This window comes from Micromonospora sp. NPDC000089 (assembly GCF_042899365.1).
GTDB lineage: Bacteria > Actinomycetota > Actinomycetes > Mycobacteriales > Micromonosporaceae > Micromonospora.
In genome coordinates this window covers 549,750-566,456 of record NZ_JBIAZT010000002.1, presented here as the reverse complement: position 1 = coordinate 566,456, position 16,707 = coordinate 549,750, and the positions used below count along the sequence as shown (strand labels likewise).

Sequence of the window (16,707 nt, the reverse complement as noted above, 5' to 3'; positions counted from 1 at the left end):
GTGGCGGATTGCCGACGCTTCCCGTAAGAACCGAAGGCGCAGCAGGGCTTTCACCGCGTTTTCCTCGGTAACGGGTCAGGCCACCCCCACCCGCTACTCATCGACGTCCGGCAACGCCGCCCACCAGGCACGGGAGCTCTTCCCGTCATCGGCGACCACCACCAGCCCGTCATCGCCGGCGGCCACCGCCAACGCCGCGTCGCCGCGGGCCGGCACCCCCACCGGAACGATCACCGGCCGCCACGACACGCCACCGTCACCCGAGATCCACAGCCGCCGATCCGCGCCGTCTCCGGTCGCCGCGACAAGTCGACCGGCCGACGCCACCAGACCCGTCACCGACAGCACCCCGGGACCGGCCACGCCGAACCCGCCCACCCGCCGCCAACCGTCCGCCGACCCCGCCCGCCACACCGCGAAGCCGTCCCGCACCGGGCCCACCGCCGTCGGCGCGCCGTCGCGCGACACCACCCGCTCCGCCGTCCCGCCGCCGTCCGCCGGCAGCGCCACCCGCCGCCACGACCGGCCGTCCACCGACGACCAGGCCAACGGCACCAGGGCGGTGCCGCCGGTCGGCAGCAACGACCCCACCACCTGCCAGCCGGAACCCGCCGCCACCGCGTCGTACGCCGCCGTCCGGCCCCGGCCGTCACCGGCCAGCTCCGGCACCCCCTCGCGCAGCACGAACCCGTCGGCGTCCGGCGACGTCCACACCGCCGCCCCGTCGGCGCGCGCCCCGGCGACCAACCAGCCCCGCGGCCCGGCCGCCAGCCGCGCCGCGCTCACCGCACGCGGACCCCCGAACAGCTCGAACGCCGCCGGCACCTCCCGCACCGGCCCGCCCGGCCGCCAGACCCAGGTGCCGGTACGCGGATTGCCGTGCACGCCACCCGTCTTCGCCCCGAGGGCGGCCAGCTGATCGCCGCGGCAGGCGACCGCGTAGAGCACGTGCTGCCGGCCGTAGAACGACTGCGCCCGCACCGGCAACGCCGACCAGCTCACCCCGTCCGCACTGGACCAGGCCGCCGGCCGGGTCTCCCCGGCCCCGTCGACCAGCCCGCCGACGGCGTACCAACGGTGCGCGCAGTGTGCCGCGTCGCGCAGCAACGGGCGGCCCGCGGCCCCCACCGGCACCGGCAACTCGACAGCCCGCCAGGCCGGGCGCACCGGCGCCGGCTCGGCCGGCCGCTCCGACGCCGACCGGCAGGCGGCCAGCAGCACCACGGCACCGGCCACCCCGACGAGCAGGAGCCTCGGGCGCGGAAGCGGCATGGATCCGATCCTATCGATCGGTCGCCGTCCGCCGAACCGCGCCGGGCGGCTCAGGAAGCCGGCTGCGCCACCTCGCCGCCGGCGGTCTCCGCGAGGATCCGCTCGGCGACCTGCTTCATGGTCATCCGGTGGTCCATCGCGGTGCGCTGGATCCACTTGAACGCCTGCGGCTCGGTCATCCCGTATGTGGTCATCAGCGCGCCCTTGGCGCGCTCCACGGTCTTGCGGATCTCCAGCCGGTCGTTCAGGCCGGCGACCTCCGCCTCCAGCGCCGCGATCTCCGAGTAGCGGGACAGCGCGATCTCCACCGCCGGCACCAGGTCGCTCTTCTGGAACGGCTTGACCAGGTACGCCATCGCGCCGGCCGCCCGGGCCCGCTCGACCAGGTCACGCTGGCTGAACGCGGTCAGGATGATCACCGGGGCGATCCGCGCGCCGGCGATCCGCTCGGCGGCGGCGAGACCATCCATGATCGGCATCTTGATGTCGAGGATGACCAGGTCCGGCTTGAGCTCCTCGGCCAGCCTGACGGCGGTCTCGCCGTCACCGGCCTCGCCGACGACCTCGTACCCCTCCTCGACCAGCATCTCGGCCAGGTCCAGTCGGATGAGCGCCTCGTCCTCGGCGATCAGTACGCGCCTGCGCTCGGCATCCGTCTGCGTCTCGGCCACGAGCCACTCCCACCAGTTCGAGCCCGACACCGCCGTGCCGGGTGTCGCCACCCTTAGCCTAATGGGTAACCTATGCATGACCACGACAGCGTCGGGTCGCCCTGTCCCCGTATTCCAACGGTAGAGAAACGGAGCTCAAACCTCCGACAGTGTGGGTTCGAGTCCCACCGGGGACACCAAACTGTCGTACGGGCGTTCGAAGATGACGTCATGCATCCGCCCGAGATTCGCGCTCACGCGCGCCGCCTCTACCTCGATGGCGCAAGTGTCGCCGACGCCGCTCGCGGCGTCGGGCTCTCGTACCGCACCGTCTGGCACTGGTGCCGAGATCGACCGGAGCCAGTGGTGCATGGCTCGGCCCTGCGCTGTTTCCGCTGCCGGCAGGACATCGACTATCCGACAGACCCCGCGGCCTACAGCTACCTGCTCGGCCTCTACCTGGGCGACGGCCACCTGGTCACCTCGGCGCGAGTACCAGTGTTGCGAATCTCGTGCAGCAACGTCTGGCCCGGCCTGATCAGCGCGTGCGACGCCGCCATGCGGTCGGTGCTTGCCACCAAGGTTCAGCACGTACAACAGCAGGGCTGTGTCAGCGTGCAGAGTTACGCCAACCACTGGCCGTGCCTGTTCCCCCAGCACGGACCGGGCAAGAAGCACGAACGTTCCATCGCCCTGGCGGCCTGGCAGCGCGAGATCGTGGAGCGCCACCCCGGAGACTTCCTCCGTGGCCTCTTCCACTCCGACGGCTGCCGGTTCGCCAACCGGGTGAAGGTACGAGGCAAGGGCTACGTCTACCCGCGCTACATGTTCACCAATGAGTCCGCCGACATCATGGGCCTGTGCCAGTGGGCGCTCGACCTGCTCGGCATCGCGTGGCGGATGAATCGACGCAACAGCCTGTCGGTGGCCCGCCGGGAGGCTGTCGCCGCCCTCGACCGCCACGTCGGCCCGAAGTCGTGATCACCGGCCGATCCCGACCGAGCCGGCCGAACGCCGGCCGGCCCGTCAGATCCGCGACAGCGCCCGCTCCAGGTCCGCCCGCAGGTCCTCCGGGTCCTCCAGACCGACCGACACCCGCAGCAGCCCTCCCCCGGGCTTCGCCTCCCCCGCCACCGGCCGGTGGGTGAGCGACGCCGGGTGCTGGATGAGCGTGTCCACCCCGCCGAGCGACACCGCGTGGGTGATCAGCTCACAGCCGCCCGCCACCGCCGAGGCGGCGGGCGCGCCGCCGCGTACCTCGAAGGCGAGCAGGCTGCCGGTGCCGGCCAGTTGCCGGCCGACCAGGCCGGCGGGGTCGTGCAGCGAGGGGTGGTGGACCCGCTCGACGGCCGGGTGGCCGGCGAGCCAGGCGGCGAGTTTCTCCGCGCCGGCCTGCTGGGCGCGGACCCGCAGGGGCAGCGTCTGCAGGCCGCGGTGCAGCAGGTACGCCCCGAGCGGGTGCAGGATCGCCCCGGTGACGGCGCGCACCTGGCGCAGCCGGGCGGCCCAGTCGGTGTCGCAGGCGATCACCCCGGCGAGCACGTCGCCGTGGCCGCCGATGCTCTTGGTGGCGCTGTGCAGCACCAAGGCGGCGCCGTGCCGGGCGGGCTGCTGCAGCACCGGGGTGGCCACGGTGTTGTCGACCAGCAGCGGCACGTCGCCGGCGGCGGTGGCGAGCGCGGCGATGTCGACCAGGTCGAGGGTCGGGTTGGCCGGGGTCTCCACGATCACCAGGGCGGTGTCGGGCCGGACGGCGGCGGCGACCTCGTCGGGGCGGGCCCAGCTGACCTCGGTGCCGAGCAGCCCGGTGGCGAGCACGTGGTCGGTGCCGCCGTAGAGCGGGCGGACGGCGACGACGTGCCGCTTCCCGTCACGGACGGCGGCGAGCAGGGCGGCGGTGAGGGCGGCCATGCCGCTGGCGAAGGCGACCGCCTCGGGGGTCTGTTCCAGGGTGGCGAGGGCGGTCTCGAAGCGGGCCACGGTGGGGTTCCAGAGCCGCTGGTAGACGGCGCTGGCGCCGGCCGGGAGGGTGCCGCCGGTGGCGAGCGTCTCGTACGCGTCGCCGCCGTGCTCGACCGAGGGCAGCGGGTTGGTGGTGGACAGGTCGATCGGCGGCACGTGCACGCCGAGGGCAGTGAGGTCGTCGCGGCCGGCGTGCACGGCCCGGGTGTCCACCGTCATCATGCCGGAAGCGTCGAACATCCAACGGATCGGAAGCAATAGTGCCGAAGAAGATTCTGCTGAGGCCACTTCCACAAACTTAATCTTCGGAGGAGGATGCCGGCATGCCCTCCGCACCGAACGATCTACGGCCCTTCGCGGCGCTGGACGACGTCGATCGCGCGATCCTGCGCGAGCTGGCGGCCGACGGCCGGCTGCCGAACAACGCGCTCGCCGAGCGGGTGGGGGTGGCGCCGTCGACCTGCCTGACCCGGACCCGGGCGCTGCGGGACGGCGGCGCGATCCGCGGCTTCCACGCGGAGGTCGATCCGGCGGCGGTGGGGCTGCCGTTGCAGGCGCTGGTGTCGGTGCGGCTGACCGCGCACGAGCGGGCGGCGGTGGACGCGTTCCGGGCCCGGTCGGTGCGGTTGCCGGGGGTGGTGTCGGTGTTCCACGTGGCGGGCGCGGAGGACTACGTGCTGCACGTGCGGGCGGCGTCGGGTGACGCGCTGCGGGACTTCGTGCTCGACCACCTGGCGGTGGACCCGGCGGTGCGGCACACCCAGACCAGCCTGATCTTCGAGCAGGCCCGGGGCGCGGGCTGAGACGGGCGCCCGGCGTGGGCTGAGGCACGCGTACCCGGCGAGGGGAACAATTCCGGCGCGCGGCCGGTTGCCTCCTGTCGTGATCGACGTACCGATGAGTGTTCTTGATCTTGCCCCGGTCGCCGCCGGTGCCTCCGCGGGCGAGGCCCTGCGGCACACCACCGAGCTGGCCCGCCGCGCCGAGGAGCTGGGCTACCGCCGGTTCTGGGTGGCCGAGCACCACAACATGCCGGCGATCGCCAGTTCGGCGCCCGCCGTGCTGATCGCGCACCTGGCCGCGAACACGAGCACGATCCGGCTGGGCTCGGGCGGGGTGATGCTGCCCAACCACGCGCCGCTGGTGGTCGCCGAGCAGTTCGGCACCCTGGAGGCGCTGCACCCGGGCCGGATCGACCTGGGGATCGGCCGCGCGCCGGGCACCGACCAGATGACCGCGCTGGCGCTGCGCCGGACCATGGAGGGCCTGTCCGCGGAGGGTTTCCCGCGCGAGCTGGCCGATCTGATGAACTACTTCAGCGGTGAGGACCCGGGGCCGATCACCGCCACCCCGGGCCGGGGTCAGTCGCCGGCCGTGTGGTTGCTCGGCTCCAGCGGCTTCAGCGCCCAGCTGGCCGGGCTGCTCGGGTTGCCGTTCTCGTTCGCGCACCACTTCAGCGCGCAGAACACCCTGCCCGCCCTGCAGCTGTACCGGCAGAGCTTCCGGCCGTCGCGGTTCCTCGACAAGCCGTACGCCATGGTGGCGGTCAACGTGGTCTGCGCCGACACCGACGAGCGGGCCGAGTATCTGGCCGGGCCGAGCTCGCTGTCGTTCCTGAAGCTGCGCTCCGGCCGGCCGGAGCCGCTGGCCAGCCCCGAGGACGCGGCCGCGTACCCGTACGACGAGCTGGAGCGGGAGTTCGTCCGGCAGCGCCGGGAGGGCCAGGCGATGGGCTCTCCGGAGACGGTCCGCCGGCAGCTCACCGCGCTGCGGGACCGCACCGGCGCGGACGAGTTGATGGTCACCACGATGGTGTACGACGTGGCGGACCGGATCCGCTCGTTCGAGCTGGTCGCCGAGAAGGTGGCCGGCGGCCTGGCACGGAATGCCTGAAACACGCTCTTCACACCGGCGTCACCCCACCGTCGCGGACACCCTCTAACTTGGTGATCGGTGGTGGTACGGCACTCCCGGTCGGGACGGGTCGGGGGTGCTGCGGTGTGGTGCACCGGGTCGCCGGCTGAGCGGATTCCGCGGCTGGCGACCCGGTGCCTGCTTTACCGGCCCGTCCGGTCAGCCGCCCCGGACGGGACGGACCCTGAGCCCTTGCGTACCGGTCGATCCACCTGATCGACTCGGCGAATGGCTGAGCACATGCACCCGGAGGAGTTCCGCCGCGCCGGGCACGCGGTGGTGGACTGGATCGCCGACTACTGGGCGACGCTAGGGCAGCGACCGGTCAGCTCGTCGGAGCCGCCGGGCGCGCTCGTCGCCGCGCTGCCGACCACCCCGCCCGAGCAGGGCGAGCCGGTGGACGCTGTGCTCGCCGACCTGGACGCGCTGATCGCGCCGCGGCTCACCCACTGGCAGCACCCTGGATTCTTCGGCTACTTCCCGGCCAACACCTCCGGCCCGAGCGTCCTCGGCGACCTGGTCAGCTCCGGCCTCGGCGTGCAGGGCATGCTCTGGGCCACCAGCCCGGCCTGCACCGAGCTGGAGACGGTGATGCTGGACTGGCTGGCCGGCGCGCTCGGCCTACCGGAGCGGTTCCGCTCCACCGGCCCGGGCGGCGGGGTGATCCAGGACTCCGCCTCCTCGGCGACGCTGGTCGCCACCCTGGCCGCGCTGCACCGGGCCGGCGGAGGGCGCTGGCGCGCGGTGGGCGTGGACCGCCGGTACCGGGCGTACACCTCGTCGCAGGGTCACTCGTCGATCGAGAAGGCCGCCCGGATCGCCGGGCTGGGCGAGGACGGCGTGCGCACGGTCGACGTGGACCCGGTGACGTTGGCGATGCGGCCGGCGGCGCTACGCGCGGCGATCGAGGCGGACCTGGCCGCCGGTGACACCCCGGCGATCGTGGTGGCCACGATCGGCACCACCTCCACCACCGCCGTCGACCCGCTGCCGCGGATCGGCGCGATCTGCGCGGAGTACGGCGTCTGGCTGCACGTGGATGCCGCGTACGCGGGCGCGGCAGCGGTCTGCCCCGAGCTGCGCTGGTCGCACGTCGGGCTGGAGCAGGCCGATTCGTACTGCTTCGACCCGCACAAGTGGCTGCTCACCGGCTTCGACTGCGACGCCTTCTGGGTGGCCGACCGGGGTGAGCTGATCGAGGCGTTGACCGTGATGCCGGAGTTCCTGCGCAACGCGGCCTCCGACTCGGGCGCGGTGCTCGACTACCGGGACTGGCAGGTGCCGCTGGGCCGCCGGTTCCGCGCCCTGAAGCTGTGGTTCGTGCTGCGCTGGTACGGCGTCGAGGGGCTGCGGGCGCACGTGCGATCCGGGGTCGCCCTGGCCGACCGGTTCGCCGCGCGGGTGGCGGCCGACGACCGGTTCGCCCTGGCCGCGCCGCACCCGTTCTCGCTGGTCTGCTTCCGGCTGCGGGCCGGGGACGAGGCGAGCGCCGCCCTGCTGGCCCGGGTCAACGGCACCGGGCGGGCGCTGCTGACCCACACCCGGGTCGGCGGCCGCTACACGCTGCGGCTGGCGATCGGCTCCCCGCTGACCGCCGAGGAGCACGTGGACGCGGCGTGGGAGCTGCTCTCCGCCGCTGCCGCCGAGGTGCTGACCAGCTGACCGCCCGGCCCGCCGCGCCCGGCCACCGCGCCGCCGGCCACCGCGGCCAGGGCGGCGTCGACGGTGGCCCGGGCCCGGCGGGTACGCCGCATGGTGCGCACGGCCAGCGCCAGCGCGGCCAGCCAGCCGGCGGCGAGCAGCAGGTAGACCAGCGGGCGGGCGGTCGGGCCGACGGCACCGGCGCGCAGCAGGGTGCGGGCGTTGGTCAGCACGATCACGCCGCCGATGGTGGCGCCGAGCAGCTGCGCGGGCACGATCCGGACCAGCCAGGCGGCCACCGGCGCGGCGATCAGGCCGCCGACCAGCAGCGCGGCCACGGTGGGCAGCAGGAACCCCTGGCTGCCCAGCCCGATCAGGAAGCCCAGGCTGGCGGCCCCGGCGACCACGAACTCGGCGGTGTCCACCGAGCCGATCACCCGGCGCGGTTCGAGCCGGCCGGAGACCAGCAGCGCGGGGGTGGCCACCGGCCCCCATCCGCCGCCGCCGGTGGCGTCCACGAAGCCGGCGACCAGGCCGAGCGGGCCGAGGAACCGGCCCCGCAACCGGCCGGCGCCGGGCCGCGGGCGCAGCGGCCGGGAGAAGCGGACCAGCAGGTACGCGCCGAGCGTGCAGAGAATGCCGGCCATCCAGGGGGCGGCCGACTCGGTGGAGATGGAGCTGAGGAAGGTGGCGCCGGCGAACGCGCCTAGCGCGCCGGGCAGGGCGATCCGGGTGACCACCCGCCAGTCGACGTTGCCGAAGCGCCAGTGCGCGACCCCGGCGGCGAGGGTGGTGCCGATCTCGGCCAGGTGCACCGACGCCGAGGCGGCGGCCGGGGCGACCCCGGCGAGCAGCAGCAGCGTGGACGAGGTCAACCCGTACGCCATGCCGAGGGCGCCGTCGACGAGCTGCGCGGCCAGCCCGACCAGGGCGAGGACCAGAAGCTTACGCACGAGCCCCTCCGAAACTTTTCGGCATCTCCTATCGACTTGGTCGACAATGCGGGACGGGGCTGCGCTCGGTCAAGTGCCGTGCCGCTGGATGGGACGCCGCGAAGGGGGTCGGTCATAGACCCACGGAGCGCCGGTGGGCGCCGGTCAGCTCCAGGCGTTCGGGTCGGCGGCCAGCTCGGTGACCCGGCCCGGGAGCGTGTCCGCGGCCACGTCGGCGATGCTCACCTGCTCCAGGATCTCCCGCTCGCTGGCCCGCAGGGCGATCCAGACCTCCTGCAGGGCCCGGGCCGCGCCGTGGTACCCGAGCGCCTCGGGCCGCTGGCCGCGCACGTTGGCCAGCGGGCCGTCGATCACCCGGATCACCTCGGCCAACGAGATCTCCGCCGCCGGCCGGGCCAGCCAGTAGCCGCCCTCCGGCCCGCGCTGGGCCCGGACGATGCCGCCGCGGCGCAGCTGCAGCAGGATGCTCTCCAGGAACTTCGGCGGGATCTCCTGCGCCCGGGCGATCTGCTCGGCGGTGACCGGTCGGGTCCGCCCGACGTTCGCGCCGTCGGAGACCGAGGCGAGCTCGGCGGCCGCGCGGAGGGCGTAGTCGACCCGGGCGGAGAGGCGCATGACCGCAAGGTTAGACGGCTGGTCACCCGCCCGGCCGCGCGGCCCTGACCGATCGGACCGCCCGCCGGCGCCGCGCGAACCCGGCGCCGAAGGGGCGGCGTATCCGATGGGCCGCCGGCGGTGGCGGCGTACCGCGTCAGGCGCCGACGCGGCGCAGCAGGCCCTCTTGGACGGCGCTGGCGATGTGCCGGCCGTCGGTGGTGAACATCCGGCCGGTGGCCAACCCCCGCGCGCCGGACGCCGACGGGCTCCAGCAGTCGTAGAGGAACCACTCGTCGGCCCGGAACGGCCGGTGGAACCACAGCGCGTGGTCGAGGCTGGCCCCGACCACCCCGCCCGGGCCCCACACCTCGCCGTGCACCGACAGCACCGAGTCGAGCAGGGTCAGGTCGGAGGCGTACGTCAGGGCGCAAGCGTGCAGCAGCGGGTCGTCCGGCAGCTTGCCGTCGATCCGCATCCACACCCGCTGGTACGGGTCGGCGGGCCGGTCCCCCGGCGCCACCCAGCCCGGCTCGCCGACGTACCGCACGTCGATCGGGCGCGGGATCTGCGCCCAGATGCCCAGCCGGTCGGGGTAGCGGGACAGCCGGTCGGTCATCGTGGGCACGTCGTCCGGGCCGGGCACCTCGGGCGGGGTGGGGGCCTGGTGGTCCAGGCCCTCCTCCTGCCGCTGGAACGAGGCCGACATGAAGAAGATCGGCTTGCCGTGCTGGAGGGCGACCGAGCGCCGGACCGAGAAGGACCGGCCGTCACGGACGTTCTCCACCTGGTACTCGATCGGCTCCGCGGGGTCACCCGGACGGACGAAGTAGCCGTGCAGCGAGTGCACGAACCGCTCGGCGTCGACGGTGCGGCCGGCGGCCACCAGCGCCTGACCGGCGACCTGGCCGCCGTACACCCGCTGCGGACCGACCGGGGGGCTCATCCCCCGGAAGGTCATCTCGCCGGTGTGGTCCAGGTCGAGGACCTCGAGCAGCTGGTCGACCGCCGCCTGCCCGACCACCACGGAGCCGTCCGTCACTGTGTCATCCCTGTTCGCGACTGCGGGGCTCGCAAAACCGGCTCACTCCTCGCGCTCACTGGAGAGCCCGGGCGGCGGCCGCGTCCACCAGCGAGCCGAGCTGGTGCACCCGCAGGGTGTTGGTGGAGCCGGGGGTGCCGGGCGGGCTGCCGGCGACGATCACCACGTAGTCGCCGGGGTTGGCCCGGTCCAGGCCGAGCAGGGCCTGGTCGACCTGGCGGAACATGTCGTCGGTGTGCTGGACGAACGGCATCAGGAAGGTCTCCACGCCCCAGCAGAGCGCGAGCTGGTTGCGCACCTCGGGCACCGGGGTGAAGGCCAGCAGCGGCAGGTCGCAGTGCAGCCGGCTGAGCCGCTTGACGGTGTCGCCGGTCTGCGAGAACGCGACCATGGCCTTGGCGCCGATGGCCCGGGCGATCGAGGACGCGGCGACGGTGAGCGCGCCACCGTGGGTACGCGGGTCGTGCTGCAGCCGCGGCACCCCGATCGAGCCGGCCTCGGTGGTCGTGATGATCTTGGCCATGGTGCTGACCGTGAGCACCGGGTACTTGCCGACGCTGGTCTCTCCGGAGAGCATCACCGCGTCCGCGCCGTCGAGCACCGCGTTGGCGACGTCGGAGGCCTCGGCGCGGGTCGGCCGGGAGTTCTCGATCATGGAGTCGAGCATCTGGGTGGCCACGATGACCGGCTTGGCGTTCTCCCGGCACAGCTGCACGGCGCGCTTCTGCACCAGCGGGACCTGGTCCAGCGGCAGCTCGACGCCGAGGTCGCCGCGGGCGACCATCACGCCGTCGAAGGCCAGCACGATCGCCTCGAGGTGGTCCACCGCCTCGGGCTTCTCGACCTTGGCGAGCACCGGGCGGAACACGCCCTCCTCGGCCATGATCCCGTGCACGAGCTTGATATCCTCCGCGGAGCGGACGAAGGACAGCGCGATCAGGTCGACGCCCAGGCCGAGGGCGAAGCGCAGGTCCTCGGCGTCCTTGTCGGACATGGCCGGCACGCTGACCGCCACGTTCGGCAGCGAGACGCCCTTGTTGTTGGAGACCGGGCCACCCTCGGTGACCAGCACCCGGATGTCATTGCCGGTGACGTCGCTGACCTCGACGGCGACCCGGCCGTCGTCGATCAGCAGCCGGTCACCCGGCTTCACCTCCTGCGGCAGCTTGCGGTAGGTGCAGGAGACCCGCTCCTTGGTGCCGACGATGTCGTCACCGGTGATCACCACCGAGTCGCCGGTGCGCCACTCGTGCGGGCCGTCGGCGAACTTGCCGAGCCGGATCTTCGGGCCCTGCAGGTCGGCCAGGATGGCGACCGGGATGCCGGCGGCCTCGGCGGCCTCACGGACCAGGTGGTACACCGCCTCGTGGTCGGCGTGGGCGCCGTGGCTGAAGTTGAGCCTCGCCACGTTCATGCCCGCCTCGACCAGGCCCCGGATCCGTTCCGGGGACGAGGTGGCGGGGCCGAGAGTGCAGACGATCTTCGCGCGGCGGTTCACGCCCATCAGGCTAGTCTCTCCTCCGGGTCGACCTGCGGGCCGACCCCTTGCGGATCGCGGAACACCTGTCCCGCCCCCGCGACGCCGGGCGTGGCGGGGCGGACGGGAACCGCACCGGGGATGTGCTGCGTGGCGGGCATCGGCGACCGCGCGCCGGGAATCGTACCGCTCGTCCGCGCCGGCCGGGGTGGCGCTCCCAGCGTCCGCACCACCCGTTCACCGCGGCGTCGCCCGGCCGCCGCCGGCGGGGTTTCACGGCTCCCGGGTACGACGGCTCGACGGTCCCCCGCCCGCGCGGCGCGGCGCATTCCAGGCCGGTCTCAGCTCTGCGTCTTGACCAGCGGGAAGTCCAGCGAGCCGGCCGGGCAGAGGAAGGTCAGCACGTCCACCTGGTAGAGCCCGGCCTGCACCGCCGGGTCCGCCTCCATCACGCTGCGCACGTCGTCCACCGAGCCGGTGCGGGCCAGGCCGATGCCGATCGGCGGCGCCGGCTCCCGGGCCGGGCCGTCGATCGAGCCGGCGACCAGCACCAGGCCCCGCCGTTGCAGCGCCTGCATGTGCTCGGTGTGCTCGGCCTGCAACCGCTGCACCGTCTCGTTCGGCAGGGCCTGCCCGGCCGGCCCCGGATACAGCACGATGCACTCGTACGTGTCGAGCGCGAAGTCCAACTGCGGCGTACCCGACATGGTGGCCCCTCCCGCGCTCCCGGCGCGGCACCGCGCCGGACGACCCCGACTCGGCACAGCGTCGCACGACCGGGACGGCCGCCACCGGCGCTCCGGACAACTCGCCCGGTTGCCCACCCGGTGCGCCGTTCGTCCGCGCCCCGGCAACCCGCCGTGATCCACAGCCGCCGTCCGGCCGTGGCGCTGGTACGTTCCGACTGGATGCGGACGAGCCCGGGTGACCGAGCGGAGGTGCCGACGTGACTGGCTCCCCGTCCGGCGACACGCCGGTCGACGACACCCGGTGGCGGGAGGCCCTGACCACCGGCGGGCCGGCCGGCGCGTACGACTGGGCCGGCACCCCGCTCGGGCCCACCGCGACCTGGCCACCCGACCTGCGCGCCGCCGTGGCGGCGCACGTCGGGACGGACGGCCCCACCGCCGACGGCCGGCCGCACCCCGAGGACGCGGCGCTGCGCCAGGCCGAGGCGTTGGCCCGGCTCGCCGGCGCGCTCAGCTCCGCCCGGGGGCTGCGCGCGGTGGCCGAGGTGGTCACCGCCGTCGTGCCCGGGGTGGTCGACGCCGCCGCCGTACGGGTGGTCGTGGCCGCGCCCGGCTCGGCGACGCTCGACGTGTACGGCGACGGCGAGCCGGGACGACTGCCGGTGACCGCCGACGATCCGCTGGCCCGGGCGGTGCGCGCGGACCGCACCGTGCCGCTGGCCGACGGGTCGGGGCGCTGCCTGCCGCTGCGTGACGGCGACGGCGGGGTGCTCGGCGCGCTGGAGGTCCGCTGGCCCGGCCCGGCCGCCGACGACCCGGCGCGCCGAACCCTGCTGGACGCCGCGGTCGGGCTCTGCGGCCAGGCGGTACGCCGGGCCGAGCTGACCGCGTCGGCGGTGGCGATGGCCCGGTTCGCCGCCCGGCTGAGCGTCACCCGGTCCACCCGGGAGGTGATCGACGTGATCCTCGACGGGGCGTCGGTGGCGCTCGGCGCGGAGGCGCCGGGGCTGGCGATGCGGGGCGAGGGCCGGCGGGTGCGGATCTGGCACGCTGACGCGCCGGAGAGCCTGGCGGCGAGCTTCGCCGACCTGACCGTGGACGATCCCCGGCCGATCGCCCGGGCGCTGCGTACCGGCGAACGGGTCGTGCTGCGCGACCGGGCCGAGTTCGCCGACCGCTTCCCCGGCCTGCCCGACCCGGTCGGCGCGCACGGCATCGTCACCACGGCGGCGCTGCCGCTGATGGACGCCCAGGGCCGGCCGGTCGCGGCGCTGGCCTTCGGCTGGCGGCGGCAGCACCCGCTGCGCGACGGCGACCTGGCCCAGCTGGACACCATCGCCGACCTGTGCGAGCAGACCCTGGAACGGGTACGCCTGGCCGCCGCCGAGCACGACCTGGTGAGCCGGCTGGCGGGGCGGCTGCGCACCTCCTCGGCGACCGTGCCGGCCGGGCTGGAGATCGCCACCAGGTACCAGCCGGCGATGAGCGGCATGCACCTCGGCGGTGACTGGTACGACCTGATCGACCTGCCCGGCGACCGGCTCGCCGTGGTGGTGGGCGACGTGGTGGGCCACCGGGTGGAGGCGGCGGCCGACATGGCGCAGCTGCGGACGGTGCTGAACACGCTGTTCCGCACCGGCGTGCCGCTGGCCGACGTGTTCCCCCGGCTGACCGGGCTGCTCGGCGTCGGCTTCCTGGGCACCTGCCTGGCGATGGTGCTCGACCCGGCCGCGGGCGAGGTAACGGTCGCCCGGGTCGGGCACCCGCACCCGGTGCTGCTGCGGCCGGGCCGGCCGCCGGAGACCGTGTTCACCGGCAACTCGCTGCCGCTGGGGCTGGTGCAGGAGCCGGTGCCGCTGACCCGGGTGCCGTTCGGCCCGGGTGACCTGCTGGTGGCGTACACCGACGGGCTGGTGGAGCGCCGCGACCAGGCGTACGACGCCGGGGTGACCGCGCTGCACGAGGTGATCGTGCCGGTACGCGACCAGCCGGCGGAGGCGATCGCCGACGCGATCCTGACCAAGCTCTCCGGCTCCGACGACGACCAGGCGCTGGTGGTCATCCGGCACGCCGGCCGGGGCGCCTGACGGCGGCGGACGGCGCGGGGCGTGCCGGGTGTCGGCGGGCACAATCCGCGCCACGGCGTTGCAGTCGACGATCCGCGGGAAAGCTCTCCGTACGGTGGCTAGATTTGCCGCAGACGACGTCGGACAGGAATGAGGATCGGCCCATGGCGACCAGCACGCAGCCCGCGAAGGCCTCGGGCACCTACCGGATCGGCGGCGACCTGCAGGTCGACCGGCTCGGGTACGGGGCCATGCAGCTCACCGGCCCCGGGGTGTGGGGCGACCCGAAGGACCCGGCCGAGGCGGTGCGGGTGCTGCGCCGCGCGTACGAGCTGGGCGTGACGTTCATCGACACCGCCGACTCGTACGGGCCGTTCGTCTCCGAGATGCTGATCAAGGAGGCGCTGCACCCGTACGCCGACGACCTGGTCATCGCGACCAAGGCCGGCCTGACCCGCTCCGGCCCGGGCGACTGGCGCCCGGTGGGTCGCCCGGAGTACCTGCGCCAGCAGTGCGAGCTGAGCCTGCGCCACCTCGGCCTGGAGACGATCGGCCTGTACCAGCTGCACCGGATCGACGAGCAGGTGCCGCTGGCCGACCAGCTCGGCGAGCTGGCGCTGCTCAAGCAGGAGGGCAAGGTCCGGCACATCGGGCTGTCCGAGGTGACCGTGGAGCAGATCGAGGAGGCTCGGAAGATCACTCCGATCGTCTCCGTGCAGAACCTGTACAACCTGGCCGACCGCAGCGCCGAGGACGTCGTGGAGTACTGCGAGCGCAACGATCTGGCGTTCATCCCGTGGTTCCCGATCGCCACCGGCAACCTGGCCAAGCCGGGCGGCCCGCTGGACGCGATCTCCACCGGCCACGACGCGTCGCCCGCGCAGCTCGCGCTCGCCTGGCTGCTGCGCCGGTCGCCGGTCATCCTCCCCATCCCCGGTACGTCCTCCGTGGACCACCTGGAGGAGAACGTCGCCGCCGCCCAGGTCACCCTGACCGACGACGAGTTCGACTCCCTAGCCAAGGCCGCCTGACGACCGACGCCCCGCCCCGCCCCGCCGATCATGGAGTTGTGGTGGTTCACAGAAGGTGTGAACGGCACATCCTGCGCACCACAACTCCATGATCGACGTCTCCTGTCTCGCGGATCGAGCTCGAGGCGATGACCAAGCCGACCGGGCCACCCTTCCTCGACCCCGTTCTCGCCGATCTTGCACTTGTGGCCTGTGTTCTGCGGCTTATGCACCCTTCGTCGGGGCACTAAGTGCAAGATCGGCGGGGCGGGGCTAGAGGGCGAGGCAGTTCGGGCGGATGGCGGTGTTGGTGAGGGCTTGGCGGACGACGGTGTAGGTGGTGCCGTCGAGGACCAGGCCCAAGTGGCCGACCACGCGCAGCGGGCAGTACGCCTGGATCAGCACGTTGGTGGCGCCGTCGGCGAGGGTGGCGTTGCCGGTCGGGCGGACCAGCTCGTCCTGGAGGGTGCGGACGGTGGTCCAGCGCACGGCGCCCGGGGTGTCGTCGCCGGCGTTGAGGTCGGCCAGCAGGCTCGACCCGATGGACATCTGCTGGCAGGCGACGATGCCGGCGCAACTGCCCAGCCCGACGAAGTTGATGATGTTGGCGACGTAGGTGCCCTGCTGGGGGGTGCCGAGGCTGACGTAGTGGTCGACCTTGTCGGCCCCGCCGAGGAGCTTCAGGTAGTAGCGGCTGACCAGACCACCCTCGGAGTGGGTGACCAGGTCGACCTTGGTCGCGCCGGTGGCCGCGCGGACGCCGTCCAGATAGGACGACAGCGCCCGGGCGGATTCGCGGATGTCGCCGAAGCCGAGGTTGGGCAGCTGGTAGATCGAGGTGCGGTAGCCGTCGGCGCGCAGCCGGGCGGCGATCGGCTCGTACGCGATGGAGACGCCGATCAGCCCGCCGACCACGACCACCGGATTACCGGCGGCGTTGGCCGCGCGGGTGGCGGCGTTCACCGGCGCGACCGGTTCGGCGGCGGCGGTCCCTCCGGTGACGCCGGCAGCCGGAACGGCGCCGCCGGCACGGACGGATGTCGCGCCGATGGCAGCAGAGCTGACGGCGGCGGATGTCGCGGTGGTGGCGGCAGAGCTGACGGCGGCGGATGTCGCACCGGTGGCGGCAGAGCTGGTGGGGGCGGCGACGGCGGCGCCGGCTGGGGTGAGTAGGGCGGCCGCGACGGTGGTGGCGGCGAGGATCGTTCGGAGCAGCATGGCTGCACCTCCGAGGGGAGGTACCGGGAGACCCGGGACGGCGGGTGAGGGGTTCCGATCGATCGGTGGAACGATGATGCGTGGTTCATTTCACAGCCGTCAATGAAAAGTTACGCGCGAGTAACGTGATCTCCCGCTGAGCGCACGAACCGGCCTACCGGACCGGTCGCCCCACATCGGTCCACATTGGTCAGATCATCGGTGTGCGAAAGATCAGCG

The 16,707-nt window shown here is 73.8% G+C and carries 15 protein-coding genes and 1 tRNA gene; 7 read left to right on the top strand and 9 right to left on the bottom strand.

The genetic code is table 11. From position 1 onward, the window contains the following. Positions 1–93: 93 nt before the first annotated feature. Complete coding sequence (locus ACFY3U_RS06060) at positions 94–1,272, bottom strand: hypothetical protein (RefSeq protein ID WP_387195612.1); 1,179 nt, start codon at positions 1,270–1,272, stop codon at positions 94–96. A 50-nt stretch (positions 1,273–1,322) separates the two neighbouring features. Beyond that, positions 1,323–1,943, bottom strand: coding sequence for an ANTAR domain-containing response regulator (locus ACFY3U_RS06055; protein WP_387195609.1), 621 nt, complete (start codon positions 1,941–1,943; stop codon positions 1,323–1,325). A 103-nt stretch (positions 1,944–2,046) separates the two neighbouring features. Here ACFY3U_RS06055 and ACFY3U_RS06050 point away from each other — a divergent pair. Both ACFY3U_RS06050 and ACFY3U_RS06045 read left to right on the top strand, forming a co-directional pair. Then, positions 2,047–2,122, top strand: a tRNA-Leu gene (locus ACFY3U_RS06050). Positions 2,123–2,153: 31 nt separating this feature from the next. After that, positions 2,154–2,903 (top strand): transcriptional regulator, encoded by a 750-nt coding sequence (locus ACFY3U_RS06045; RefSeq protein ID WP_387195606.1) that lies wholly within the window; start codon positions 2,154–2,156, stop codon positions 2,901–2,903. 45 nt (positions 2,904–2,948) lie between these two features. Here ACFY3U_RS06045 and ACFY3U_RS06040 read toward each other — a convergent pair whose 3' ends face one another. Beyond that, positions 2,949–4,124 (bottom strand): trans-sulfuration enzyme family protein, encoded by a 1,176-nt coding sequence (locus ACFY3U_RS06040; RefSeq protein WP_387195603.1) that lies wholly within the window; start codon positions 4,122–4,124, stop codon positions 2,949–2,951. An 83-nt stretch (positions 4,125–4,207) separates the two neighbouring features. Here ACFY3U_RS06040 and ACFY3U_RS06035 point away from each other — a divergent pair, with 83 nt between their 5' ends. The 3 genes from ACFY3U_RS06035 (at position 4,208) to ACFY3U_RS06025 (ending at position 7,460) form a co-directional block, all read left to right on the top strand. Then, complete coding sequence (locus tag ACFY3U_RS06035) at positions 4,208–4,687, top strand: Lrp/AsnC family transcriptional regulator (protein WP_387195600.1); 480 nt, start codon at positions 4,208–4,210, stop codon at positions 4,685–4,687. A gap of 79 nt (positions 4,688–4,766) precedes the next feature. After that, entirely contained in the window at positions 4,767–5,777 is a 1,011-nt protein-coding gene (locus ACFY3U_RS06030; protein ID WP_387195597.1) for an LLM class flavin-dependent oxidoreductase, read from the top strand. 249 nt (positions 5,778–6,026) lie between these two features. Beyond that, entirely contained in the window at positions 6,027–7,460 is a 1,434-nt protein-coding gene (locus ACFY3U_RS06025; protein WP_387195594.1) for a pyridoxal-dependent decarboxylase, read from the top strand. Here the strand turns inward: ACFY3U_RS06025 and ACFY3U_RS06020 are convergent. The 5 genes from ACFY3U_RS06020 to ACFY3U_RS06000 all read right to left on the bottom strand — a co-directional run bounded on the left by ACFY3U_RS06020 (position 7,355) and on the right by ACFY3U_RS06000 (position 12,212). Then, complete coding sequence (locus ACFY3U_RS06020) at positions 7,355–8,392, bottom strand: sulfite exporter TauE/SafE family protein (RefSeq protein ID WP_387195591.1); 1,038 nt, start codon at positions 8,390–8,392, stop codon at positions 7,355–7,357. The two genes, ACFY3U_RS06025 and ACFY3U_RS06020, sit on opposite strands and share 106 nt — an antisense overlap. A 144-nt stretch (positions 8,393–8,536) precedes the next feature. Continuing rightward, on the bottom strand, positions 8,537–9,007 hold the full coding sequence (locus ACFY3U_RS06015) for an RrF2 family transcriptional regulator (RefSeq protein WP_387195588.1): 471 nt from the start codon (positions 9,005–9,007) through the stop codon (positions 8,537–8,539). A gap of 136 nt (positions 9,008–9,143) precedes the next feature. Next, positions 9,144–10,028 carry an acyl-CoA thioesterase gene (locus tag ACFY3U_RS06010; protein WP_387195585.1) on the bottom strand — a complete coding sequence of 295 codons (885 nt, stop codon included), beginning with the start codon at positions 10,026–10,028 and terminating at the stop codon, positions 9,144–9,146. A 55-nt stretch (positions 10,029–10,083) separates the two neighbouring features. Beyond that, positions 10,084–11,532, bottom strand: coding sequence for a pyruvate kinase (gene pyk, locus ACFY3U_RS06005; protein ID WP_387195582.1), 1,449 nt, complete (start codon positions 11,530–11,532; stop codon positions 10,084–10,086). Between the two features lie 314 nt (positions 11,533–11,846). Then, positions 11,847–12,212 (bottom strand): YciI family protein, encoded by a 366-nt coding sequence (locus tag ACFY3U_RS06000; protein WP_387195579.1) that lies wholly within the window; start codon positions 12,210–12,212, stop codon positions 11,847–11,849. Between the two features lie 239 nt (positions 12,213–12,451). Between ACFY3U_RS06000 and ACFY3U_RS05995 the strand changes: the two genes are divergently transcribed. Beyond that, positions 12,452–14,281, top strand: coding sequence for a PP2C family protein-serine/threonine phosphatase (locus ACFY3U_RS05995; RefSeq protein WP_387195576.1), 1,830 nt, complete (start codon positions 12,452–12,454; stop codon positions 14,279–14,281). A gap of 143 nt (positions 14,282–14,424) precedes the next feature. Continuing rightward, on the top strand, positions 14,425–15,291 hold the full coding sequence (locus tag ACFY3U_RS05990) for an aldo/keto reductase (protein ID WP_387195572.1): 867 nt from the start codon (positions 14,425–14,427) through the stop codon (positions 15,289–15,291). Between the two features lie 252 nt (positions 15,292–15,543). Here ACFY3U_RS05990 and ACFY3U_RS05985 read toward each other — a convergent pair whose 3' ends face one another. Next, entirely contained in the window at positions 15,544–16,488 is a 945-nt protein-coding gene (locus ACFY3U_RS05985) for a lipase family alpha/beta hydrolase (protein ID WP_387195569.1), read from the bottom strand. Positions 16,489–16,707: the final 219 nt, after the last annotated feature.